General features: G+C 49.5%; 22 protein-coding genes. All 22 read left to right on the forward strand.

Going from position 1 to position 23,360, the window contains the following annotated elements:
- Window positions 1-39 precede the first annotated feature (39 nt).
- The gene (gene mprF / locus VFK44_05410; protein ID HET7627810.1) at window positions 40-2,664 is read left to right on the forward strand and encodes a bifunctional lysylphosphatidylglycerol flippase/synthetase MprF; all 2,625 of its coding nucleotides are present in this window, start codon (window positions 40-42) and stop codon (window positions 2,662-2,664) included.
- A gap of 179 nt (window positions 2,665-2,843) precedes the next feature.
- Entirely contained in the window at window positions 2,844-3,989 is a 1,146-nt protein-coding gene (locus tag VFK44_05415; GenBank protein ID HET7627811.1) for an NAD-dependent epimerase/dehydratase family protein, read from the forward strand.
- Window positions 3,990-4,005: 16 nt separating this feature from the next.
- On the forward strand, window positions 4,006-5,163 hold the full coding sequence (locus VFK44_05420; protein ID HET7627812.1) for a glycosyltransferase family 1 protein: 1,158 nt from the start codon (window positions 4,006-4,008) through the stop codon (window positions 5,161-5,163).
- A complete protein-coding gene (locus tag VFK44_05425; GenBank protein ID HET7627813.1) occupies window positions 5,160-5,627 on the forward strand; it encodes a GtrA family protein in 468 nt (155 codons plus the stop codon). Before VFK44_05420 ends, VFK44_05425 begins: the two co-directional genes overlap by 4 nt.
- 285 nt (window positions 5,628-5,912) lie before the next feature.
- Window positions 5,913-6,860: a phosphate ABC transporter substrate-binding protein gene (locus VFK44_05430; GenBank protein ID HET7627814.1), complete on the forward strand. Its 948-nt coding sequence runs from the start codon at window positions 5,913-5,915 to the stop codon at window positions 6,858-6,860.
- Window positions 6,861-7,021: 161 nt separating this feature from the next.
- Window positions 7,022-7,918: a phosphate ABC transporter permease subunit PstC gene (gene pstC / locus VFK44_05435; protein ID HET7627815.1), complete on the forward strand. Its 897-nt coding sequence runs from the start codon at window positions 7,022-7,024 to the stop codon at window positions 7,916-7,918.
- Between the two features lie 100 nt (window positions 7,919-8,018).
- Complete coding sequence (pstA, locus tag VFK44_05440) at window positions 8,019-8,906, forward strand: phosphate ABC transporter permease PstA (protein ID HET7627816.1); 888 nt, start codon at window positions 8,019-8,021, stop codon at window positions 8,904-8,906.
- 78 nt (window positions 8,907-8,984) lie between these two features.
- A complete protein-coding gene (pstB, locus tag VFK44_05445) occupies window positions 8,985-9,734 on the forward strand; it encodes a phosphate ABC transporter ATP-binding protein PstB (GenBank protein HET7627817.1) in 750 nt (249 codons plus the stop codon).
- Between the two features lie 16 nt (window positions 9,735-9,750).
- Window positions 9,751-10,527, forward strand: coding sequence for a phosphate ABC transporter ATP-binding protein PstB (pstB, locus tag VFK44_05450; protein ID HET7627818.1), 777 nt, complete (start codon window positions 9,751-9,753; stop codon window positions 10,525-10,527).
- 29 nt (window positions 10,528-10,556) lie between these two features.
- Window positions 10,557-11,216 (forward strand): phosphate signaling complex protein PhoU, encoded by a 660-nt coding sequence (phoU, locus tag VFK44_05455; protein HET7627819.1) that lies wholly within the window; start codon window positions 10,557-10,559, stop codon window positions 11,214-11,216.
- Between the two features lie 35 nt (window positions 11,217-11,251).
- Window positions 11,252-11,962 (forward strand): response regulator transcription factor, encoded by a 711-nt coding sequence (locus VFK44_05460; GenBank protein ID HET7627820.1) that lies wholly within the window; start codon window positions 11,252-11,254, stop codon window positions 11,960-11,962.
- 76 nt (window positions 11,963-12,038) lie between these two features.
- Window positions 12,039-12,761: a response regulator transcription factor gene (locus VFK44_05465; GenBank protein HET7627821.1), complete on the forward strand. Its 723-nt coding sequence runs from the start codon at window positions 12,039-12,041 to the stop codon at window positions 12,759-12,761.
- A complete protein-coding gene (locus VFK44_05470) occupies window positions 12,758-14,137 on the forward strand; it encodes an ATP-binding protein (protein ID HET7627822.1) in 1,380 nt (459 codons plus the stop codon). The genes VFK44_05465 and VFK44_05470 overlap by 4 nt, the downstream gene beginning before the upstream one ends.
- The gene (gene polA, locus VFK44_05475) at window positions 14,134-16,815 is read left to right on the forward strand and encodes a DNA polymerase I (GenBank protein HET7627823.1); all 2,682 of its coding nucleotides are present in this window, start codon (window positions 14,134-14,136) and stop codon (window positions 16,813-16,815) included. The genes VFK44_05470 and polA overlap by 4 nt, the downstream gene beginning before the upstream one ends.
- 60 nt (window positions 16,816-16,875) lie before the next feature.
- Window positions 16,876-17,709: a DNA-formamidopyrimidine glycosylase gene (gene mutM / locus VFK44_05480; protein ID HET7627824.1), complete on the forward strand. Its 834-nt coding sequence runs from the start codon at window positions 16,876-16,878 to the stop codon at window positions 17,707-17,709.
- 4 nt (window positions 17,710-17,713) lie between these two features.
- Window positions 17,714-18,313: a dephospho-CoA kinase gene (coaE, locus tag VFK44_05485; protein HET7627825.1), complete on the forward strand. Its 600-nt coding sequence runs from the start codon at window positions 17,714-17,716 to the stop codon at window positions 18,311-18,313.
- Between the two features lie 124 nt (window positions 18,314-18,437).
- Entirely contained in the window at window positions 18,438-19,469 is a 1,032-nt protein-coding gene (locus VFK44_05490) for a glyceraldehyde-3-phosphate dehydrogenase (protein HET7627826.1), read from the forward strand.
- Window positions 19,470-19,541: 72 nt separating this feature from the next.
- Entirely contained in the window at window positions 19,542-19,907 is a 366-nt protein-coding gene (speD, locus tag VFK44_05495) for an adenosylmethionine decarboxylase (GenBank protein ID HET7627827.1), read from the forward strand.
- Window positions 19,908-20,028: 121 nt separating this feature from the next.
- Window positions 20,029-20,415 carry a cytosolic protein gene (locus VFK44_05500; GenBank protein ID HET7627828.1) on the forward strand — a complete coding sequence of 129 codons (387 nt, stop codon included), beginning with the start codon at window positions 20,029-20,031 and terminating at the stop codon, window positions 20,413-20,415.
- A 17-nt stretch (window positions 20,416-20,432) separates the two neighbouring features.
- Window positions 20,433-20,894 carry a transcriptional regulator NrdR gene (gene nrdR, locus VFK44_05505; GenBank protein ID HET7627829.1) on the forward strand — a complete coding sequence of 154 codons (462 nt, stop codon included), beginning with the start codon at window positions 20,433-20,435 and terminating at the stop codon, window positions 20,892-20,894.
- A 53-nt stretch (window positions 20,895-20,947) separates the two neighbouring features.
- The gene (locus VFK44_05510) at window positions 20,948-22,330 is read left to right on the forward strand and encodes a replication initiation and membrane attachment family protein (protein HET7627830.1); all 1,383 of its coding nucleotides are present in this window, start codon (window positions 20,948-20,950) and stop codon (window positions 22,328-22,330) included.
- Between the two features lie 22 nt (window positions 22,331-22,352).
- Entirely contained in the window at window positions 22,353-23,291 is a 939-nt protein-coding gene (dnaI, locus tag VFK44_05515) for a primosomal protein DnaI (protein HET7627831.1), read from the forward strand.
- The last annotated feature ends 69 nt before the right edge of the window (window positions 23,292-23,360 follow it).

Raw genomic sequence — 23,360 nt, forward strand, 5'->3', positions numbered from 1 at the left:
CGTTTTGCATAAAGTGCACTTGCCTGGGAGGAAACACGAATGAAGACGATCAGGCCGTTCTTCCGAACGATTTGGATTTATATGAATTTGTACAAGTTGCTTCTCCTTCGCATCCTCGTTCCGATTGCCGTCGTTTTATTACTCTTGCGCGAAGGGCACAGCCATTTTGCAAGCATTGACATCGCCGAAGTGTACCGGGAATTGAAGCAATTGCGATTATCCGGCGTTATGGAATTGCTTTTTTTCGCTCTGTTTTCCGTAACCGTAATGAGCGGCTATGATCTCATCATTCGATCCCATTACCGTCTTGAAATTCCGACCGGCAAATTACTGAAATATTCTTGGATTGCCAACACGTTCAACAACTTTGTATCATTTGCGGGAATCGCCGGCGCTGGCGTTCGTACGTTGCTTTACAAAAAACAACACGTGCCTGCGAAAAAGATGATCATCGCGAACTTATTGCTCGCACCGTCCGTCGTCACCGGACTTTCGATGCTGGCCTGGCTGGACTTGCTCAATGTCTTTCCTGTCCATCGGTTGATCAACAACGCCTGGATGCTTATGGCGCTCGTCGGAATGGCTTTGTATTTACCGTTTTATTTGCTCGTTCAACGCACATCGTTTTTTTCAAAATGGCTTAACAATAACCATTCGCGAACTTCTTGGCGAACCCTTGGCGGGTTTCTGGCGGTGTCGTTCGTCGAGTGGCTGCTCGCAGGCACTGTTTTTTGGGTGACTTCGGTTGAACTCGGAACGTCGATTCCGCTGTTGACGGCCATCGGTGTCTTTTCCGTGGCTGCCGTCGCCGGCATTATCAGCCTTGCTCCCGGCGGCATCGGTTCTTTTGATTTAACGTTGCTTCTCGGTCTGCATCTCTCCGGTGTTGATCCGGCTCTTTCTGCAGCGGTCTTAGTTTTGTTTCGCTTGTTTTATTTCGTCGTTCCGTGGATGATCGGCATCGGTTTGTCGGCTCAGGAAATGGCGCCGTCTCGAGAAAAATTTGGAGCAGTCACGGCGACGATCTGGGAAAGCTCGCTCAATCGCTGGCAGCGATTTTGGAGTTGGCCGGGACAGTATCGTCTTTTAAGCGATATCGGCGTGCTTATGCTTGCTTTGTTGGTATTTGGAAGCGGGTTCGTGCTTTTGTTGTCCGCAGCCACTCCGGGTCTGCTGTACCGCTTGAAATTTACGGAACAGCTCGTGACGCTGCCGGTAATGGCGTTGTCTTACCAAATGTCCGTGATCATCGGCATGATTTTGATCGTGCTTGCGAGAGGGATAAAGTTTCGCGTAAAGAGGGCTTACCGGGCTACGGTTGTTTTGCTCATTGCCGGAGCCGTATTCACGTTCGTGAAAGCGTTTGATTTTGAAGAAGCCCTATTTCTAATGATTGTGTTGCTGCTGCTATGGATTTCACGTGAGCGTTTTTATCGGGAAGCAGCGCCGGTCTCGTGGAAATCGTCGCTGACGATGATTAGTTTCACACTCCTTTCGACGGTTTTTTATTTATGGATTGGCTTAAACAGCCAGCCGGACACCGAGAAGTCCCTTCCGCCTAACGTGATCGCGAGGTATTTCGTGCAGCCGAACGAATATTTCGTTTCGGGAGCCGTCGCCGCTTTAGCGGTGTTCGCTTTCATCGGAACATGGGTGATGTTTCGTCCGAAACGGGAGGTACAAAAACCGTTTTCAACCAAAGATGCCGAAGAGGTTCAACGGTTTTTTCGAACGCATAAAGGGAATGCGCTCTCGCATCTTCTATACTTGCGCGACAAATCTTTGTTTTGGGCACAGGATGGAAACGTGCTAATCCCGTACGGATCGATTCGCGACAAACTTGTCGTGCTCGGCGACCCGCTCGGACCGAGGCCTTTGTTGAGAGCGGCGATCGAAGAATTTTACCGCTTTGCCGACCGTTATGCGATGATTCCGGTGTTCTACCAAGTGACACCGGAGCATTTGCCGATTTACCATGATACCGGTTTTCGCTTTTTCAAATTGGGCGAAGAAGCTTTCGTCGATTTGCGAACCTTTACGATAAAAGGGAGAAAAAATGCCGATTTACGGAACGCGCGCAATCGATTTGAACGGGAAGGTTATCTGTTCGAAGTCGTTGAACCTCCGTTTTCAGAAACGTTCTTTGCCGAATTAAAGCGCGTTTCCGATGCCTGGCTCGGCGGTCGCCAAGAAAAGGGTTTTTCGCTTGGGGCGTTTGATCGATTTTACGTCGAACAAGGTCCGATCACGCTTATTCGCGATGCCTTGGATCGAATTGTTGCGTTTACGACGATCATGCCCCATCACGGGGACCCAAACGTACTTTCCGTCGATCTAATGCGTCATTTGCCGGATGCCCCGAACGGAACGATGGACGTCTTGTTCATTAAGCTTTTCGAATGGGCGCGCGAACGAGGTTGCGAAACATTTAATCTTGGAATGGCGCCTTTGGCGAATGTAGGAGGCGCATCCAATGCGATGCGCGGAGAGAAAATGGCGCGATTCGTGTTTCAGTACGGCAGTCATTGGTACGGATTTGAAGGGTTGAGACGATTCAAGGAGAAATTCAATCCGCATTGGGAACCGAGATTTATGGCGTATCCGCCGTCGGTTTCCTTGCCGATCGTTCTCGTTGATTTGGTTCGATTGATTTCTAGAAGGTAGGCGTACCGAAGGCTATTGATGATCATTGCGAACATATGAGACCGATGCACCTGTTGCATGCCTTGTAAGGATTTTTGCAACCAGCCGGCATTTAGGGGTATACTTGCGTACGAATGGACTGTTTCAACGGTTCCGAATGGATAAATGTTTTTAAGAAAAAAGCATTGTGGGAGGAGACTATGAAGATTGTTGTTGCGGGCGGTGACGGATTTTGCGGGTGGCCCACCGCGTTGTATTTGTCAAAGCAAGGTCATGATGTTGCGATTGTCGACAGCGGCGTCCGGAGAAAGTGGGATGAAGAATTACGGTCGAATTCATTGACACCAATCGCATCGTTGCAAGACCGGATCGACCGTTGGAAGGCATTGACGGGGAAGACGATTCATGTATTTGAAGGCGATCTGAATCATTACGATTTTTTGCGTGAAGTGTTGAACCAGACGAAACCTGACGCATTCGTACATTTTGCCGAACAACGATCGGCTCCGTATTCCATGATCGATCGAGAACATGCGGTATTTACGCAAACGAACAATGTCGTCGGCACGCTCAACGTCATCTACGGAATCAAAGAAATCGTACCGGATTGCCATTTGATTAAATTGGGTACAATGGGAGAGTACGGTACGCCGAACATCGATATCGAAGAAGGATACATAAAGATTGAACATAACGGCAGAGAAGATGTTCTGCCTTATCCAATGCAGCCGGGTTCGATGTACCATTTGTCGAAAGTGCATGACAGCCACAACCTTCGGTTTGCATGCAAAGTATGGGGAATGCGGGTAACCGACTTGAATCAAGGCATTGTCTACGGATTGCACACGGATGAAACGTTGCTTGATCCGGTACTCTTGAATCGCTTGGATTACGACGCGGTATTCGGTACGGCGTTAAATCGATTTTTGATTCAGGCGGCGATCGGCCATGATTTGACGGTATACGGGAGCGGCGGACAAACACGTGGGTTCTTGAATATTATGGATACCGTTCGCTGCATCGAAATCGCAGCGGAAAACCCTGCCGACCAAGGCGAATTTCGCGTTTTCAACCAGTTTACGGAAGAATTCTCGGTCCTCGAGCTGGCAGAAAAAGTCCGTACCGTTGCGAGGTTAGAAGGGATCAACGTTGAAATCGCGCACGTCGAAAATCCGAGAATAGAGAAAGAAGACCATTATTATCATGCTGTCCATACGAAATTGATTGATCTCGGACTTGAGCCGCATTTGTTGACTGACGACGTGTTGCATGGGATTTTGAAGACGGCCTTGCAATACAAAAGCCGGGTTATTAAGGAGAACGTGCTGCCGAAAATCAGTTGGTAGAGAGAAGGGATCGGAAGTGAAAATCGCCATCGTCACGGAAACCTTTTTGCCGTCGACAGACGGGGTGGTTACGCGATTGTGCGCGTCAATCGACTGGTTGCTGGACGAAGGTCATAACGTCCTTGTTATCGCGCCGGATCTCGGTGTTACACATTATAAAGAAGCGAAAGTTGCCGGGATTCCGGCCCGCCCCTTTTTGCATTACCGAACAAAAAAATATGCGTTTCCCAGCACGAAAGTCGGGAGGCTTTTATACGATTTCAATCCAGATGTCGTACATGCCGTCAACCCGGCGTTGATTGGTGCGGCTGGCGTTTTTTACGCAAGACGGCAACAGCGGCCTTTGGTCGCTTCTTTCCATATTCACACTCCGAAATATGCGGATTACTACGGATTATCTTTCATGAAACCGTTTTTGTGGTCATATTTTCGCTTGATCTACAATCGTTCCGACTTGTGCCTATGCACATCGAAATCGGTCATGGAAGAATTAATTGGAAAACGGTTTCGAAACGTAAGGCTGTGGAAGCATGGCGTTGATACGAACGAATTTTCCCCTGACCTGTATGACGAGGCGATGAGAAATCGGTTAACGGGAGGAAATCCGAATAAAAAACTGTTCTTGTATGTCGGTCGTTTGACCGCGGAAAAGGAAGTCGAACGGTTACGAAAAATGCTGGACGACCATCCCGACGTCTGTTTGGCGCTTGTCGGTGATGGTCCGCTGCGGAAAGAACTCGAGCGTTTATTTGCCGGTAGCGAAACTGTGTTCACCGGCTTTTTGCACGGCGAGGATTTGGCGAAAGCTTACGCCTCTTCCGATGCGTTTGTGTTTCCTTCGACAACGGAAACGTTAGGATTAGTCGTTCTCGAAGCGATGGCTTCCGGGCTGCCTGTAATCGTTTCAAACAACGGACCGACAGGCGAACTTGTCCGCGACGGAGAAACGGGGGTCTTCTTTGATCCTCTGGAAACTGATGGCATTTCAAAAGCGGTGGATCGCTTGAAAGACGAACCGATGTTGAGACGGCTTGCTGTTGGAGCACGAGACTTCGGAAAGGCGCACGATTGGGCTGTTCCCTCGGAACAATTGTTCCAGTTTTACCGAAAAGTCATTCGAGCGGCGAATCGAGTCGGGACGCACCGTTCGGCCCCCGAAAGGGAAAAAAGTTGAAACGGATCGGCAGTCTTCGGTTGATCAAACCGGTAAACGTAAGAAAGCTGGTCATCCAATATGCTCAATTTAAAACGATCGGGATCGTCAACGGTTTCATCGACATCGGGAGTTTAAACGCATTTCTATTGCTGTGGCCGACGAAAGATGACCGCTTGTTGCTGTTGTACAGCTCGATTGCTTATGTGTTGGCGGTCGCAAACAGTTATATTTGGAACTCGCGGATCACTTTTCGCGAGTCGGAGAAGACCGGCCGTCGGGAACGCGGGTTGTTCATCGTTCAGGCAGCCATTAGCTTTTTGATTCACAACGCAATCTTCTGGCTTGCGCTCAACGGGCTCGCTCACGTGTTTGCGTCGCAGTGGCTCATCGACAACGGGGCAAAATATTTGGCAATGTTTTCTTCTTCGACGGCGAGCTTTTTTTTTATGAAGGGATTCGTTTTTCGAAGAAATCGGACATGATCCACAACAAGGCGGGGTATCCCCGCTTTTTTTTTGTGCATTTTCGTGATGAAACGTACATGTACAAAAGAATCGAAACTAAAGTAAGCCAGTTGCGTGCAGTCGCCGGATTTTGATTGTCGACAAAAAAAGTGCAATCTTTACAAAAGCTTAACAATCCCTTTATACCGAATTAATGAACGCCTTTTATTCTAGTAATTGAGCTGGGAGAAACGGCTCGGGAAAAAGGATGACAAAGGGTACCGTACCGTTTGTTGTGCGAAATCGGAGAAACGACTTAGGGGGATGAACATGAAGAAACTCATGGTACTTATGGTGTTTGCTGCAATCATGATTTTTACGGCTGCATGCGGAAACTCTAACGGAGCATCTGATTCAGAAGGAGCTGCTAACGGTTCGGGAGACGGCAGCCAAGCGTCCGAAAGCAACAATGTAGGCGGCGAGTTAAAGGGTAGAATCGTCGTCGGGGGATCCAGCGCCCTTCAACCTTTAGCCGCAGCGGCTGCAAAAGGTTTCATGGATAAACATCCTGGCGTGGAAATCCAAGTTCAGGGCGGCGGAAGCGGCACCGGCTTGAGTCAGGTCGCGAAAGGCAACTTTGACATTGGCGACTCCGATTATTTTGCGGAAGCGAAAGAAGGGATCGATGCAGGTGCGCTTGTCGATCATAAAGTAGCGGTCGTCGGCATGACGGCAGCGGTCAATCCAGAAGCCGGCGTGAAAAATCTTTCGCAAGAAGATTTAATTAAAGTCTTCACTGGAAAAGTGACGAACTGGAAAGAAGTCGGCGGAAACGACGTGAAAATCACGCTTGTGAACCGTCCCGACGGGTCAGGCACTCGGGCGACGTTCGTGAAATTCGCCTTGAAAGGCGCGACTCCCGCTGAAGGGATCATCCAGGATTCTTCCAATACCGTTAAGAAAATCATCCAGCAAACACCGGGTGCGATTGGTTACGAAGCCTTTTCTTACTTCGACGGAAGCGGGAAAATGGTGAAGCTGAGCATCGACGGTGTGGAAGCAACGGATGAAAATGTGAAGAACGGCAAATTTCCTATCTGGGCGTATGAACATATGTACACGAAAGGAGAGCCGGATCCGATCGAAAAAGCTTTCATCGAGTATATGCTGAGCGACGAGATTCAAAAAGGGCTCGTGCCGCAGCAAGGCTATATTTCCGCGACGCAAATGCAAGTCGAGCGCAATGCGGCAGGCGAAGTTACGAAAAAGTAATCGTCGATCGCAAGAAATCGCTGATTCGATAAACCAAACAGGCGGAAGGGGTAAATTCCGGATTCGGATTTACCCCGTTTGTGCTGTCGTTACGAGAAAGGAGTCGGCAGATGGCTATAAAGGAGACAAATGCGGGTCGAACGAGTTCGGCCAGTCAACGCATGGTAAAAAACGAAACGACGAAAGAAAGGTGGTTTGGCAAAAAAAGCGAATGGCGCGGAAAGCTCGTCATTTATTCGAGCGCGATATTTATTCTCGCCGCGACAGTGGCGATCACGTTGTTCCTTACGCTGAAAGGGTTGCAGTCGTTCTTGGTCAGCAAATTGGACGTCGTCTATTTCTTGACACACGTCAATTGGCACCCGGAACAAGATCATTACGGGGCGCTGGCCTTCATTTTCGGTTCTTTTGCTGTAACGATTTTATCAGCGGCCGTGGCTGCGCCGCTCGGTATCGGCAGCGCCATTTTTATGACGGAGATCGCCAAGAAATGGGGGCAAAAACTGCTGCAACCGGTGATCGAAATTCTTGTCGGAATCCCGTCGGTCGTTTACGGATTCATCGGATTGACCGTAATCGTTCCGTTCATCGGGAAGTATATCGGTGGACTTGGATACGGCATTTTGGCAGGGGCAGTCGTCGTTGGCGTCATGATCTTGCCGACCGTTACAAGCATTGCCGCGGACGCCGTTAAATCGATTCCCGATGATATCAAAAATGCTTCGTATGCCCTTGGCGCGACGCGTTGGCAAACGATTTACAAGGTGATCATTCCCGCAGCCCTGCCTTCCCTTTTAACGGCTGTCGTTCTCGGAATGGCGAGAGCTTTCGGCGAAGCGTTGGCGGTGCAAATGGTTATCGGGAACGCCCGGGGATTTCCTGATTCGCTCGTTGATCCTGCGGCGACTTTAACGACGATCATTACGTTGAGCATGGGCCATACGACATATGGAAGTACGTTGAATAACGCGCTTTGGTCGCTTGGTCTTATCTTGCTTGTTATGTCGTATGTGTTTATTCTTTTGATTCGTTTCTTGTCCAAGCGGAAAAATTCATGATGGGTGTATGAGAAAACGACGGGATCAAAACACACAGACGAACGGCACATTCGATCAAGAACCATATGTCACGTTTGTGAATAGCAAGGGGGAAACAATGATGAACGTAAGATTGGCTGACCGGCTGGCAACTGTTGTTATTGTTTTATGTGCGGCAGCGATGGCGGGAACGCTCGCGGCGTTGCTCGGCTATATTTTGTATCAAGGGTTGAGTTACGTCGACCTGCAATTTTTAACGTCGGATTCGAGTTCATTCCAAGCCGGCGGAGGCATTAAAAACCAGCTTTGGAATTCTTTTTACGTCCTTATCATAACGATGATTTTTTCCGTGCCTCTCGGCATGGCCGGGGGCATTTATCTTGCCGAATATGCGAAACCGAATAAAACAACGGCATTTATTCGTTCGTGTGTGGAAGTGCTCGCTTCTCTTCCTTCGATTGTCGTCGGGATGTTCGGCTTGCTCGTTTTCGTCAATTATTTCAATTGGGGATATTCGATTTTGGCCGGCGCGCTTGCGCTGACAGTGTTCAATTTGCCTGTCATCGTCAGGGTGAGCGAGGATGCTTTGCGTTCGGTCGATGTCGAGCAAAAAGAAGCGAGTCTGGCACTCGGCGTGACGAAATGGCATACGGTTAAGACCGTATTGCTCCCAGCGGCATTTCCGGGCATTTTGACCGGGATCATTTTGGCAGCCGGACGCGTATTCGGCGAGTCGGCAGCCTTGCTGTTCACCGCCGGCCTTTCGAGTCCTGATTTGGATTTCACGAATTGGAATCCGTTTTCCCCCGACTCTCCGCTGAACATCTTTCGCTCGGCGGAAACATTGTCCGTGCACATTTGGTCGGTCAACACGGTAGGTATCATTCCGGACGTACGCGAAGTGGCAAGCGGATCGGCGGCAGTGCTCGTCATCGTCGTTCTGTTGTTCAATTTGTTTGCCCGCGGAGTCGGAAGTTTGATCCAACGCAGATTTTACGGAAAGCGATAATGAAGGAAGGTGAGACAGGTGTCCGAATGCGCAAATCATCAATGCGAGCCTTCTTTTGAAGGCAGCCTCCAAGAAAAACTGAGTCTCAACATTCAACAGCTGAATGTTTACTACGGTAATAATCACGCAGTGAAAAACGTATCGATGCCGATCAAAAAAAACGCGATAACGGCGTTGATCGGGCCGTCCGGCTGCGGGAAATCGACGTTTTTGCGAACGATCAATCGGATGAACGATACGATTCCGTCCGCGCGGTGCACCGGGGAAATTTTATATGATGACGTCAATCTTCTTAACGCAACGATCGACGTTGCTGCCCTTCGCAAAGAAATCGGCATGGTTTTTCAAAAACCGAACCCGTTCCCGAAATCGATTTACAATAACTTGACGCATGCATTAAAGTTTTACGGCATCAAGAATAAAAAAACATTGGCTGCGAAAGTCGAGAGAAGTTTACGAGATGCGGCGCTCTGGGACGAGGTGAAAGACCGCTTGGATGATTCGGCATTATCGTTGTCCGGGGGGCAGCAGCAACGGCTTTGCATCGCGAGGTCGCTGACACTCGAACCGAATGTCCTGCTGTTGGACGAACCGGCGTCGGCGCTTGATCCAATTTCGAACGCGAAAATCGAAGACCTTTTATTAAAACTGAAAAATGATTATACGATCATCATCGTCACCCACAACATGCAGCAAGCTTCGCGAATTGCTGACGAAACGGCGTTCTTCTATCAAGGAGAACTTATTGAGTATGACGACACGTCGAAAATTTTCACGAATCCTTCTCACGAGAGGACCGAAGCATACATTTCCGGCCAATTCGGCTAAAACGGAGGGAATTGGATTGACAACCGCAGAACAAACGAAGACCGCCATTTACGACATTCAAAACCTGAATCTATGGTACGGAAAAAACCATGCGTTGCAAAATATCCATATGCGGATCAACGAAAACGGTGTCACTGCCGTCATCGGACCGTCTGGCTGCGGAAAGTCGACGTTTTTGAAGACACTTAATCGCATGGTTGAAATGACACCGTCCGTTCGCATCGAAGGGGACGTCCGCTACCGCGAAAAGAGCATTTTCGGCAAAGATTTGCCGCTCGAGGATTTGCGGCACCGGGTCGGGATGGTGTTCCAGAAACCGAATCCGTTCCCGAAGTCGATCTACGATAATATTGCGTACGGCCCGAGATTGCGTGGATTAAAAAGCAAGAAACAACTAAATGAAATCGTTGAAAGAAGCTTGAGAAGGGCAGCGATTTGGGATGAGGTAAAAGACCGCCTCGGGGCAAGCGCAATCGGGTTATCGGGCGGTCAGCAACAACGCGTTTGCATTGCCAGAAGTTTGGCGATCCATCCGGACGTCTTGCTCATGGATGAACCGACGTCTGCGCTTGATCCGATTTCGACGTTGAAAGTCGAAGAACTTATCGCCGAATTGCGAAATCACTATACGATTATTATTGTAACCCATAACATGCAGCAGGCGGCGAGAGTATCGGACGAAACGGCCTTTTTCCTGAACGGGGAAGTCGTAGAAAAAGCGGAGACGAACCGAATGTTCTCGAATCCTTCAGATCCGCGGACCGACGATTACATTTCCGGCCGGTTCGGATAAGCAAACAAAAGCATGGGAGGAATGTATTGATGGCAGCACGCGAAAATTTCCAAGCGGAACTCGTACAATTGAAAAAATCATTGCTCGCTTTCGGTCATGCAAGCGAATCGGCGGCGAAAAAAGCCATGCAGGCTTTGATCAAGCAAGATATTGAAAGTTCGCTCGAAGTGATTGAAAACGATACGAAAATCAATGCACAAGAGGAAGACATTAACGACCGCGCCATTTGGATGATTGCTAAGCAACAGCCGGTCGCTTCCGATTTAAGAAGAATTATCGTCGCCATTAAAATCTCTACCGATCTCGAAAGAGTAGGAGATTTGGCGGTGAACATCGCGAAGTCGACCATTCGCATCGGTGAAAAGCCGTTCATCAAACCGTTAAAAGACATCCCGGAAATGGGGGAAATCGCGTTCGGAATGCTGGCCGACGGCTTGAAAGCTTATGTTGAAGAAAACGCCGAATTGGCGAGAAAATTGGCGGAAACGGACGACCAAGTGGACATGATGTACGGGAGGCTCATAAAAGAACTGCTCGAGCTTGCTTCACAGCAACCGGATATGATGCCGCAAATCACGCAACTGTCCTTCATTTGTCGGTACATCGAACGGATCGCGGATCACTCGACGAACATTGCGGAAAACGTCATATATCTCGTTAAAGGTAAACATTACGAGCTTAATGATTGAGCGTTTGTGAAGTCATTCAACAGAGGAGGCGCGACATGGGGCAGACGATTTTGGTAGTGGAAGACGAAGCGTCGATCATTACCTTGCTCGAATACAATCTTTCGAAAGCGGGATTTGACGTGGCATCGGCTACCGACGGAGAAAAAGGAATGGAACTTGCCGAGAAACAGCAACCGGACCTCGTGCTCCTGGATTTGATGTTGCCGAAAATGGACGGATTGGAAGTATGCAAGCAATTGCGGCGGCAAAACAAACGGTTGCCGATCATCATGTTGACCGCGAAAGACGATGAATTTGACAAGGTGCTCGGTCTTGAACTCGGGGCCGACGACTACATCACGAAACCTTTCAGCCCGAGGGAAGTCGTGGCGCGCGTAAAAGCCGTTTTGCGCAGATCCCATGTGTTTTCCGACCGCAGCGAACGCGACGAGGAAGAAGAAACGGTCATGAAGATCGGAGATATGGAGATTTATCCGCTTCGTTATGAAGTATTCATGAACGGGGAAATCGTTGATTTAACACCGAAACAGTTCGAGCTGCTTGTTTATCTCGCGGAAAACAAAGGGAGGGTTCTATCGAGGGAACAGCTGCTCAACGCGATTTGGGCGTTCGATTATACCGGGGATACTCGAATTGTGGACGTTCATGTCAGCCATTTGCGCGAGAAATTCGAAACGGACAAAAAGAATCCGGGGTACATCAAGACCGTGCGCGGTTTCGGTTATAAGCTGGAAGCGCCGCAATAGCCGTCCAACTTTTCGCCCGACAGAAAAAGTAGTAAGATAAAAGACGACAAAGGTGACTAGAACGGAGCGTGACGAGTTGGGCGAAAAGATAATGGTCGTCGACGACGAAGTTTCGATTCTTACGTTGTTGGAATATCACTTGCTTCAATCCGGATTTGAGGTTGTATTGTGCACGGACGGTGAGCAAGCAGTGAAACTTGCGAAAGCGGAGACGCCGGGCTTGATCCTGCTTGATTTGATGCTGCCGCGCATGGACGGGCTTGAGGTATGCCGGCAATTGCGGGATGCCCAGTTAACGATGCCGGTCATCATGATCACGGCAAAAGACGAAGAATTCGATAAAATTCTCGGCCTTGAACTCGGGGCCGACGATTACATTACAAAGCCGTTCAGTCCGCGCGAAGTCGTCGCCAGAGTGAAAGCCGTGCTCAGACGCTCGAATAACACGGGAGAAGACCATTCCGCCGACAGCCATAAGACGTTGGAGTTAGCCGATCTTAAAGTTTTTCCTGAAAAATATGAAGCCTATTTCAAAAACGATGTAATGGAATTGACGCCGAAGGAATTCGAATTGCTCCTTTATTTAATGAGAAACAAAGGGAAAGTCATGTCGCGGGAGCAGCTGTTGAACGCGGTGTGGAATTACGAGTTTATGGGAGATACGAGAATCGTTGATGTTCACGTCAGCCATTTGCGTGAAAAAATCGAAGAAAACACACGTCGGCCGAAATACATCAAAACGATTCGCGGACTCGGCTATAAACTCGAACAACCTCACGCAGGAGGCGGGACCGAGTGAATCGTTATGCGTTTCAATTGAATGTCTTACTTCTTACGATATTATTCTTTCTTTTTACTGCAGCGGCTGTCATCATTGCAACAGGATCTACCGGTTGGATGACGACGGCGATCGTTTTCGCTGCAGTTTTGTTCTTTTTTGCGATTGGCTCTTACGCTGTCATGAGCCATTTCTTGTCGCCGCTGCGAGAAACAGAACAGATGATCCATGAATTGCGAAAAGAAAATTTCAACATGCATGCGCACGTGTACGGGAACGAGACCATTGCGCGGCTAAACGGTCAGTTGAATGACCTGGCCGCTCATTTACAAAACATGAAACGGTCGTTCGAAACGCAGCAAGACCAGTTGCAAACGCTCATCGAAAACATCGGGAGTTCGTTTTTGTTCATTGATGTGGACGGATACGTGCGAATGGCGAACCAAACGTTTCAATCGGTCTTTCAATTAACGAAAGACGATTGGTTCGGCAAACATTTCGAACGACTCTTTTCTGACGAGTCCACTGTTCAGCTGATCGCGCAAGCAGTCGTGGAAGAAACAGCCATTCGCGACACGATCGTGCTTCCAATCGGCATCGTACGGCATCATTTCCATATTTACTGCGCACCGATCCAACGCGGCTATCGCCGCTCCGAAGGAACGGTCGTCGTGTTCCACGACATCACAGAACTGAAAAAGCTCGAGCAAATGAGGAAAGATTTCGTCGCCAATGTTTCCCATGAACTGAAAACACCAGTGACTTCGTTGCGGGGCTTTGCGGAGACGCTGCTTGAAGAAGAAGCGGCTGAGAATCCAGAAATACGCAAGAAGTTTTTAACGATCATCTGGAAAGAGAGTGAGCGACTGCAAGCGCTCATCCACGATTTATTGGAACTGTCGAAAATCGAAGACGAGAAATTCCGGCTCGATTGGCAATGGGTAGATGTAAACGAAATCATTGAAGACATCTTCCTCGTGCTTGAAGAGAAAGCGAAAAAGAAACAAATCGGCCTTCGTTTCGACTCCCCCGGAGAAGTACACTTGGACGGCGATCCGTACCGTTTGCAGCAAATTTTTATAAACATTATCGAAAACGCGATCAATTATTCTCCGGAAGAAAGTGTAGTTTCTGTCTCCCTGGATCAATCGAACGGCGAGGTGAAAGTAACCGTGAGAGATAACGGCATCGGCATCGATCCGGAACAAGTCCCGCGAATCTTCGAAAGGTTTTACCGGGTCGACCGCGCGCGCAGCCGCATGTCCGGGGGCACGGGACTCGGTCTGGCGATTGTGAAGCATTTGACGGAAGCGCACGGCGGACGGATCGAAGTGAACAGCGTCCCGGGTGAAGGAACGTCATTTTCGGTCATCCTGAACGAACGTTTGTTTTTATGATAAAATGGGAGGGGAAGCCACAGACGCGTTTGAAGGGGGAAAACCGATTGGAAAAACTCATTTTGGTCGACGGCAACAGCATTGCATTCCGCGCTTTTTTTGCCTTGCCGTTGTTGACAAATGATAAAGGCATTTACACGAATGCCGTTTACGGTTTCACACAAATGTTGTTGAAAATATTGGAAGATGAAAAGCCGGAGCATTTGCTTGTCGCTTTCGATGCCGGCAAGACGACGTTTCGGCATAAAACATTCAAAGAATACAAGGGCGGACGCATGAAGACGCCTCCGGAGCTGTCCGAGCAGCTGCCGTACATCCATGAATTACTCGATGCGATGAACATCGCTCGTTATGAGAAGGATCAATATGAAGCGGACGACATCATCGGTACGCTCGCGAAGCAAGGACAAGAAAACGGATGGTACGTAAAGATTTACACCGGAGACAAGGATTTGCTGCAACTTGTCGACGAGCACGTTCACGTATCTTTGACGAAAAAGGGCATTACCGACGTGGAAACGTATGATCTTGATCGCGTGAAAGAGCGATACGGGTTCAGCCCGGAAAAGATCACCGACATGAAAGGCTTGATGGGCGACAATTCCGACAACATCCCGGGGGTTCCCGGCGTAGGCGAGAAAACGGCGTTAAAATTGCTTGGGCAATTCGGTTCCCTTGAAAAGCTGCTCGAAGCCATCGGCGAAGTTTCCGGAAAAAAACTGAAAGAAAAGCTCGAAGAGCACCGGGAACAGGCGAAGATGAGCAAGAAACTCGCGGTCATTGAGAAGGAAGCGCCGATCGACGTTTCACTGGACGATCTTGCCTATCGCGACGGCATTTCCGATAAAGCCGCCCGCCTGTTCAAGGAGCTTGGATTCAAGTCGTTGCTCGACAGGCTCGGCGTGCAAGCGCCGGGGCAAGAGAATGAAGAAATGAACGACATCGAGTTCGAGCAGGTCGAAGCGATTCGAGAAGAACATCTGCTTTCTCCGGCGGCACTGATCGTCGAGGTGATGAATGAAAACTATCACACCGAAGACATTCTCGGCTTTGCAATCGCGAACGAGAACGGGCGTTATTTTTTTGACAAAGAAACCGCACTCGGTTCGGAAACGTTCAAGCGTTGGGTAGAGAACGACCATTGCGAAAAGATCGTATTCAGCGCGAAACAGGCCGTCGTCTCATTGCGGCAAGAAGGGCTGGAATTGGCGGGATGCACTTTCGATGTGCAAATCGCCTCTTATTTGTTGAATCCTTCGGAATCGAATGCGGATTTGCCGGAAATCGCGCATCGTGCCGGTTTGAAGAACGTTGCTTCCGATGAGTCGGTCTATGGGAAAGGTGCGAAACAGCATGTGCCCGACTCGGAGTCATTGGCGGAACATCTCGTCAGGAAAGCAGGTGTATTGCTTCGCCTGAAAGAACAATTTACGAAAGAATTGAAAGAAAACGATCAGTACGAGCTGTTTGCCGAACTGGAGATGCCGCTTTCGGTCGTTCTCGGTGAAATGGAGTCGATCGGCGTCAAAGTAGATGTCGTAAGGCTTGAACAGATGGGGGAAGAGCTGAAATCGCGCTTGGCCGATGTTGAGAAGGAAATTCATGAATTGGCCGGAGAACCGTTCAACATTAACTCTCCGAAACAGCTTGGAGAAGTATTGTTCGAAAAGCTTGGCTTGCCGGTCGTCAAAAAAACGAAGACGGGATATTCAACGTCTGCTGACGTGCTTGATAAGCTGCATGACAAACACGAAATCATTCCGAAAATTTTATTGTACCGGCAACTTGGCAAACTCGAGTCGACGTACATCGAAGGATTGCTGAAGGTCGTCCACAAAGATGAATCGAAGATTCATACGCGCTTCAATCAAGTGTTGGCGCAAACCGGGCGCCTCAGTTCCGTTGACCCGAACTTGCAAAACATCCCGATCCGCCTTGAGGAAGGGCGGAAAATCCGCCAAGCGTTCATTCCTTCGGAACCGGACTGGCTCATGTTTGCTGCCGACTACTCGCAAATCGAGCTTCGCGTGCTGGCCCATATGGCCGAAGACGAAAATTTAATGGACGCGTTCCGAAAAGAGATGGACGTGCATACGAAAACGGCAATGGACGTTTTCGGGGTTTCGGAAGATGAAGTGACGTCAAACATGAGGCGCCAGGCAAAGGCGGTCAACTTTGGAATCGTCTACGGAATCAGCGATTACGGATTGTCGCAAAATCTCGGCATTACGCGCAAAGAAGCGGCGGAGTTTATCGAACGGTATTTCGCCAGTTATCCAAAAGTGAAACAGTATATGGATGATATCGTGATAATGGCGAAACGTGACGGCTATGTGACGACGATGCTGAACCGGCGCCGCTATTTGCCTGAAATTGCGAGCCGGAATTTCAACCGTCGCAGCTTTGCGGAACGGACGGCGATGAATACGCCGATCCAAGGAAGTGCAGCGGACATTATTAAGAAAGCGATGGTCGACATGCACGGACGGCTGCGTGAAGAGAAGCTTGAGACGCGAATGCTTTTGCAGGTGCATGACGAATTGATTTTCGAAGCGCCGAAAGAAGAGATTGCGAAATTAAAACAAGTCGTGCCCGACGTGATGGAACATGCAGTCGAGCTGAAAGTTCCATTGAAGGTCGATTACGCTTTCGGACCAACGTGGTATGACGCGAAATAAACGAATTGCCTGCGAAATCGAACGGTTGCCGCGGGTTCGTGTTGTGAGGGGTGTACCGGGATGCCCGAGTTGCCAGAAGTGGAAACGGTCAGAAAAACACTAGCCGGGCTCATTGTCGGCAAAACGGTGGAAGACGTTCAAGTACTTTGGCCGAAAATCGTGAAAAAGCCGGATGATGTTGAAGTTTTTCGGCTCGAATTGATCGGCCGGACGGTACAGGCGACCGCCAGGCGCGGGAAGTTTTTGAAGCTGATTTTCGATGATCTTGTTCTCGTTTCCCATTTGCGAATGGAAGGACGTTACTTGTTGTGTGAGCAAGCTGACCCGGTGGACAAACATACGCACGTCATTTTCAAGTTTACCGACGGCAGCGAACTTCGCTATCGTGACGTGCGCAAATTCGGGACGATGCATTTGTTTCCGAAAGGTACGGAAGAATTCTCGCTGCCGCTCAATCAGCTTGGTCCCGAACCGCTCGGACGTGCGTTCACATCGCGGTATTTGCAAGATCGCTTATCGAGAACGAAACGAAACATAAAGGCGGTTATTCTGGATCAAACAGTAGTCGTCGGTGTCGGCAACATATACGCCGACGAATCGCTGTTTCGCGCTAAAGTCCACCCTGAGCGCCGCGCCGATTCGCTTAGTGCGGCGGAAGTCAAGCGGCTCCATCGTGCAATTCGGGAGATCTTGCGTGAAGCCGTTTCGCAAGGAGGAAGCACGATTCGTTCGTATGTGAACAGCCAAGGTGATATGGGCATGTTTCAGCAGTCTTTATTCGTCTACGCAAGACGCGGTGAACCTTGTTTGCAATGCGGAACGTTGATTGAAAAACAGGTGGTTGCCGGCCGCGGCACGCATTATTGTCGGAGATGCCAGAAGGCGGGGGAGTGAACGCATGCTCGAGATTGGATTGACCGGAGGCATTGCGAGCGGAAAAAGCACGGTGAGCCGGATGCTCGAGGATTTGGGCTTTCCGGTGATTGATGCCGATCATTACGCGAGGGAAGTGGTCGAGCCGGGGGAAGCGGCGTACGAAAAGATCGTTGCCCATTTTGGCGAAGGCGTGTTGCACAGCGACGGAACAGTTGACCGGAAGCAGCTCGGTGCGGTTATTTTTAACAATGATATGCAGCGGAAAGCGTTGAATGCGATTGTTCATCCGGAAGTTCGCAAGAAGATGAACGCGGAGAAAGACCGGTATCGGCGCAAACAAGTTCCTGCCGTCGTACTCGATATCCCATTGCTTTTCGAAAGCCGGTTGACGAAGACCGTGGACAAGGTGCTGCTCGTTTATGTCGACGAAGTCGTACAGTTAAAAAGACTGCGGAAGCGTGACGGCTCGACGGAAGAAGAGGCGCTGAGCCGCATTCGCGCGCAAATTCCGCTGCGTGATAAAAAAAAGTTGGCCGATGCTGTCATTGACAATAACGGCACGGTTGAGGAAACGAAATCCCAATTGATCGAAATCTTGAGATCCTGGAATCTTCGGGCCTAGCGGTTCGGGGATTTTTTTTTTCGGGAAAAAGGTTGTTCACGCTTTTCTTCTTGTTGAAATATGTTATACTAATTACGAATTAATCGGATATTAGTGTGACATATATGGTGAAGGGAGATTGGCCATGCAGGCGAAAACGGCAATAAACGGTTTCGGAAGAATAGGAAGAATGGTCTTACGCAAAGCCATGACCGATCACAGATTGGACGTCGTTGCGATCAACGCGAGATATCCTTCGGATACGTTGGCGCACCTCGTAAAGTATGACAGCATCCACGGCCCTTATAACGGTGAAGTAAGAGCGGAAGAGGATGCCTTGATCATTGACGGTAAACGGATTCGCATCGTCAATTCCCGCGACCCGGAACAGTTGCCGTGGAGGGAACTTGGCGTACATCTGGTAATTGAAGCGACCGGAAAATTCCGCGATCGTGAAGCGGCCGCCGGCCATTTGCGGGCGGGTGCCGAAAAGGTGATCATTACGGCTCCAGGTAAACAGGAAGACGTAACGATCGTCATGGGCGTTAATGAAAATGAATACGACAATCAAAAACATGCCGTCATTTCCAATGCTTCTTGCACGACGAATTGTCTTGCGCCGATCGTGAAAGTGCTCGATGATCGTTTCGGCATCGAAAACGGGATGATGACGACTGTTCATTCTTATACGAACGACCAGAAAAACATCGACAACCCGCATAAAGATTTGCGCAGGGCGCGGGCTTGCGGACAATCGATCATCCCGACGACGACTGGAGCGGCTCAGGCGATCTCGAAAGTATTGCCTCATCTCGAAGGAAAGCTGACCGGCATGGCGCTCAGAATTCCGACTCCGAACGTTTCGCTCATTGACCTTGTCGTGGATTTGAAACAAACCGCAAGTGCGGAACAAATCAACCGCGAGTTCAGAAAAGCTTCGACAGGCCCGTTAAAAGGGATACTCGGGTATACAGACGAACCGCTTGTTTCGATCGACTTCAATGGCGATGAACGTTCATCGATCATTGACGCATTGTCGACGCAAGTGATTGGTGAACGGAAAGTGAAAGTGCTCGCTTGGTACGACAATGAGTGGGGGTATTCTTGCCGGGTGGTGGACCTCGCCGGATTCATCGCCGGCCATATTGCCGCCAAAGTGAAAGTGCACGCCTCTTAAACGATTGCAGTCGGTCCTCCGAACCTTTATACTTACGGTATAAAATAGAATCGAAGGTAACGGGGGAAAGGCATGGAGGTTTTCGGTACGCATGTTATCGCCGAACTGTGGAATTGCGACGAAGACAAATTAAACGACATCGGTTTCGTTGAACGAACGATGGTGCAAGCGGCGTTGAAAGCAGGTGCCGAGGTGCGGGAAGTGACGTTTCACAAATTCGCCCCGCAAGGCGTAAGCGGTGTCGTCATTATATCCGAATCCCATTTGACGATACACAGTTTTCCCGAGCACGGGTATGCGAGCATCGACGTTTATACGTGCGGGGAGAAAGTATCTCCGCATGCGGCCATCGATTTCATCGCAGAGGCATTGGAATGTCAAGATACAGAGCGAACGGAGTTGAAACGCGGCGTAAGAAATACTTCTCCATCGCCATAATGGCAAATAATGAGAACGGCTGACCGTGCCGTTCTCATTTTTTCGTTGAATTCCGCCTGTAATCTTGATATCCTAAACTAGGAAAGTTGTCCTTGCGGCAATTAAGACAGGTGGGGGTACAGTGTCGGTTAAATCAAAGCTTTCGCAGCTTTTCAGCGGACATGTTGAAACGGCCGAACATCATGTGGAAGCTGAATTGCGCACGCACTACTATAAAACGACGAAAGACCGAATGATGAAAGAATTGAACCGTATTTTCAACGAGAACGAGAGATTTGAGGTCGTCGCACAGTCTGCCGAACGAGGGGAAATTACGGTCAACGTGCACGGAAAGAAGCTGTATTATTTGGTCGTATCCGTCATCATGGTTCGACCGTTTCGCACAGCCGTAGATTTTACGGTAACTGCAAAAAGAGGAATGGATTTCGGATTCGGCCGAAAGATCATGGCCTCCTTGTACGAATCGCTCGCCCGATCGTTTGAATATATCGGTACCGGCGAAAACTAGTAACGGGGTGGAAAGAGATGCGTTGTCCGAATTGCCAGCATACCGGCAGCAGGGTTCTTGATTCGCGTCACGTGAATGAAGGACAGACGATTCGCCGTCGCAGGGAATGCGAATCGTGCCATTTTCGGTTTACGACGTTTGAAACGGTGGAACAGTCGCCGCTCGTCGTCGTTAAGAAAGAAGGAATGCGTGAGGAGTTCAGCCGCGAAAAGGTGTTGCGCGGACTGATTCGCGCTTGTGAGAAACGCCCGGTTCCGCTCGAAGTACTGGAGAACATTGTCAGTGAAGTGGAAACGGAACTGCGCAACGACGGTCAATCTGAAGTGAAAAGCGCGGAAATCGGCGAAATGGTCATGAATCGCTTGGCAGAAGTGGACGAAGTCGCCTACGTTCGATTTGCTTCTGTCTATCGGCAATTCAAAGACATCAACGTGTTCATCCAAGAATTGAGAGAGCTGTTGAAACGCGCAAATTCGTAAGAAAAGGACTTCTCGAAAAGTCCTTTTCCGTTTCTGAAGCAAAGGGGATTGCGATGAGCGAGCATTGGAAGTCGATATTGCCCGTCGACCGGTACACGGTCCGCTTGAACGGTGTCCTTCACGATTTCGACAGGAAGGTATTGACGCGCTTATACCAGCCGTTGATGGGCGCGGGCGCTTATAGTTTGTACATGACGCTTTGGAGCGAAGTGAACGAAGACGAGCTTTGGGGAGCGCAAACGACGCACCACCAATTGATGGCCGTCATGCAGCTGAATCTTCGCTCGATTTTTTATGAACGAAAAAAGCTCGAGGGCTTGTCTTTGCTCAATACATTCGTGAAAGAAGATGAAGAAGGACGCAGCTACTTGTACGAATTGGAACCGCCGCTGGATCCCGAGCATTTTTTTAACAATGACGTTCTCTCCGTCTATTTATTCAATCGCATCGGGGAGCATAAATATCGGTCGTTGAAGAGACAGTTCACGGCTCCCGCGGCCAATTTCCGGCAGTATCGGAAAGTGACGGCGTCGTTTGACGAAGCGTTTCAATCGGTGAAGCATTCTGAGCTTGTCCCGACCCACGAAATTTCCGCTGCTATTCAACCGGACGGAGAAAGGGAATGGTTGAGCAGGAAAGGCGGCCAACATGTCTCCGTTTCAAGCGAAGCGTTCGATTTCGAAGAAATGATGACGCATTTGTCCGGGTTGATTGTGCCGAAGGAAGCGATCACTGAAACGGTAAAAGAGGCGGCAGCCAAGCTGGCGTTCGTCTACAACATTACCCCGATGGAAATGAGCAAAAGAATTGAACGAGCGTTTGTAGAAGGGGGAGGTGCGTTGGAGATCGAACGGCTTCGAAAAGAAGTCGAACAATGGTACGCTTTCGAGAACGACAATACCCTTCCTTCGCTGAGTTTCCGAACGCAGCCGCTCAACCATCAGACGATGGCGAACAAGGTACCTCAGACCGAAGAAGAGAAGATTATACGTGCGTTTGAAACGTATTCTCCCGCCGAACTGCTTGAGCAAATCGCCGGCGGCGCCAAACCTGCGCTTTCCGATTTGCGCATTGTCGAGAGCATCATGTTCGAGCAAAAGCTTCCGCCCGGTGTTGTTAATGTATTAATCGATTACGTGATGACGACAAACGATATGAAATTGAATCGCAATTACGTCGAAAAAATTGCCAGCCATTGGGCGCGGAAAAAAGTGAACACAGTGGAGCAAGCGATGGCTTTGGCGAGAAGCGAGCATCGAAAATACCAAGATTGGGTGCGGCAAAAACGGCCGTCAACAGGCGGTGCTTCACGCAAGCCGAAGCGTTCGGGGCCTTTGCCAAAATGGATGACAGAGAACAAAAAGGAAACAGATAACGAGCGGCCGAATTGGGATTCTTTGCGCGAACAGCTTGAAAAGGAATTGAAACAGTTATAAAAAAGATCGGGGGGAACCGGTGATGGAATCGATCGGCGACGCGCTGCGGAAAATGGCGGGCGGGGCGGATTTTGCTTCGCGTTACGAGCACTTGAAAACCCGCGTTTTAAGCAATGAAAAAGTGAAGGCGTTTTTAAAAGCGCATCCGGAGCTTTCCGATGCGGCGGTGGACCGAGGCATCGGAAAATTGTACGAGTTCGTTCGCCAGTCGTCCGACTGCGAGCGCTGTCCAACGCTGACCGAATGCCCGAACGTGATGAAAGGCTTTCACCCCCGGCTCTATGTGCATAACGGACAAATCGAGATTCGGTATGAAGCGTGCCCGTTGAAGCGTAAAGCCGACGAAATTCGGGAGCAGCGGGAAATGTTTCGCAGCCTCTACGTGCCAAGAGAAATCACCGAGGCAAGCATGGACAAGCTGGATCTTAGCGAAGGTGAACGGCTGCAAGCGGTTCAAACGGTGAAAACGTATGTGCAACGATTTGAACCGGGGAAAACGGCGAAGGGACTGTATCTGCACGGAAGGTTCGGTGTTGGGAAAACGTATTTGCTTGGCGCCGCTGCAAACAGTTTGGCGCGCAAAAAACAAGTTCGTTCGCTGATGGTCTATACGCCCGATTTTTTCCGCGATATGAAAACGTCGATCCAAAACCAGACCGTAAACGAGAAGATCGATTACATAAAAAAAATTCCCGTATTGATTCTCGACGACATCGGGGCCGAGACGATTTCGCCTTGGATTCGCGATGACGTTCTCGGTACAGTTTTGCAATATCGGATGATGGAGAAACTGCCGACGCTTTACACGTCGAATTGGGATTATGACGAACTTGAAACGCATCTGGCGTATTCGCAAAAATACGACGCCGTCGACGATATGAAAGCGAAACGCATCATGGAACGGATTCGCCATTTGACCATCGCTGTACCCGTCGGCGGAAGCAACCGCCGAGCCAGGTAAATGAGGGAAAAATTAATCATGTTTGAAATGACAGTCCCATATAGTATACCAACTAGGTATAGGACGAGG

The organism is Bacillales bacterium (genome assembly GCA_035700025.1).
Lineage (GTDB): Bacteria > Bacillota > Bacilli > Bacillales > DASSOY01 > DASSOY01.

What these genes read in the sequence shown, in the direction of transcription:
- mprF (HET7627810.1), top strand. Translation starts at nt 40, where the DNA reads ATGAAGACGATCAGGCCGTTCTTCCGAACGATTTGGATTTATATGAAT.
- VFK44_05415 (HET7627811.1), top strand. Translation starts at nt 2,844, where the DNA reads ATGAAGATTGTTGTTGCGGGCGGTGACGGATTTTGCGGGTGGCCCACC.
- VFK44_05430 (HET7627814.1), top strand. Translation starts at nt 5,913, where the DNA reads ATGAACATGAAGAAACTCATGGTACTTATGGTGTTTGCTGCAATCATG.
- pstC (HET7627815.1), top strand. Translation starts at nt 7,022, where the DNA reads ATGGTAAAAAACGAAACGACGAAAGAAAGGTGGTTTGGCAAAAAAAGC.
- pstA (HET7627816.1), top strand. Translation starts at nt 8,019, where the DNA reads ATGAACGTAAGATTGGCTGACCGGCTGGCAACTGTTGTTATTGTTTTA.
- phoU (HET7627819.1), top strand. Translation starts at nt 10,557, where the DNA reads ATGGCAGCACGCGAAAATTTCCAAGCGGAACTCGTACAATTGAAAAAA.
- VFK44_05460 (HET7627820.1), top strand. Translation starts at nt 11,252, where the DNA reads ATGGGGCAGACGATTTTGGTAGTGGAAGACGAAGCGTCGATCATTACC.
- polA (HET7627823.1), top strand. Translation starts at nt 14,134, where the DNA reads ATGATAAAATGGGAGGGGAAGCCACAGACGCGTTTGAAGGGGGAAAAC.
- mutM (HET7627824.1), top strand. Translation starts at nt 16,876, where the DNA reads ATGCCCGAGTTGCCAGAAGTGGAAACGGTCAGAAAAACACTAGCCGGG.
- coaE (HET7627825.1), top strand. Translation starts at nt 17,714, where the DNA reads ATGCTCGAGATTGGATTGACCGGAGGCATTGCGAGCGGAAAAAGCACG.
- VFK44_05490 (HET7627826.1), top strand. Translation starts at nt 18,438, where the DNA reads ATGCAGGCGAAAACGGCAATAAACGGTTTCGGAAGAATAGGAAGAATG.
- speD (HET7627827.1), top strand. Translation starts at nt 19,542, where the DNA reads ATGGAGGTTTTCGGTACGCATGTTATCGCCGAACTGTGGAATTGCGAC.
- nrdR (HET7627829.1), top strand. Translation starts at nt 20,433, where the DNA reads ATGCGTTGTCCGAATTGCCAGCATACCGGCAGCAGGGTTCTTGATTCG.
- VFK44_05510 (HET7627830.1), top strand. Translation starts at nt 20,948, where the DNA reads ATGAGCGAGCATTGGAAGTCGATATTGCCCGTCGACCGGTACACGGTC.
- dnaI (HET7627831.1), top strand. Translation starts at nt 22,353, where the DNA reads ATGGAATCGATCGGCGACGCGCTGCGGAAAATGGCGGGCGGGGCGGAT.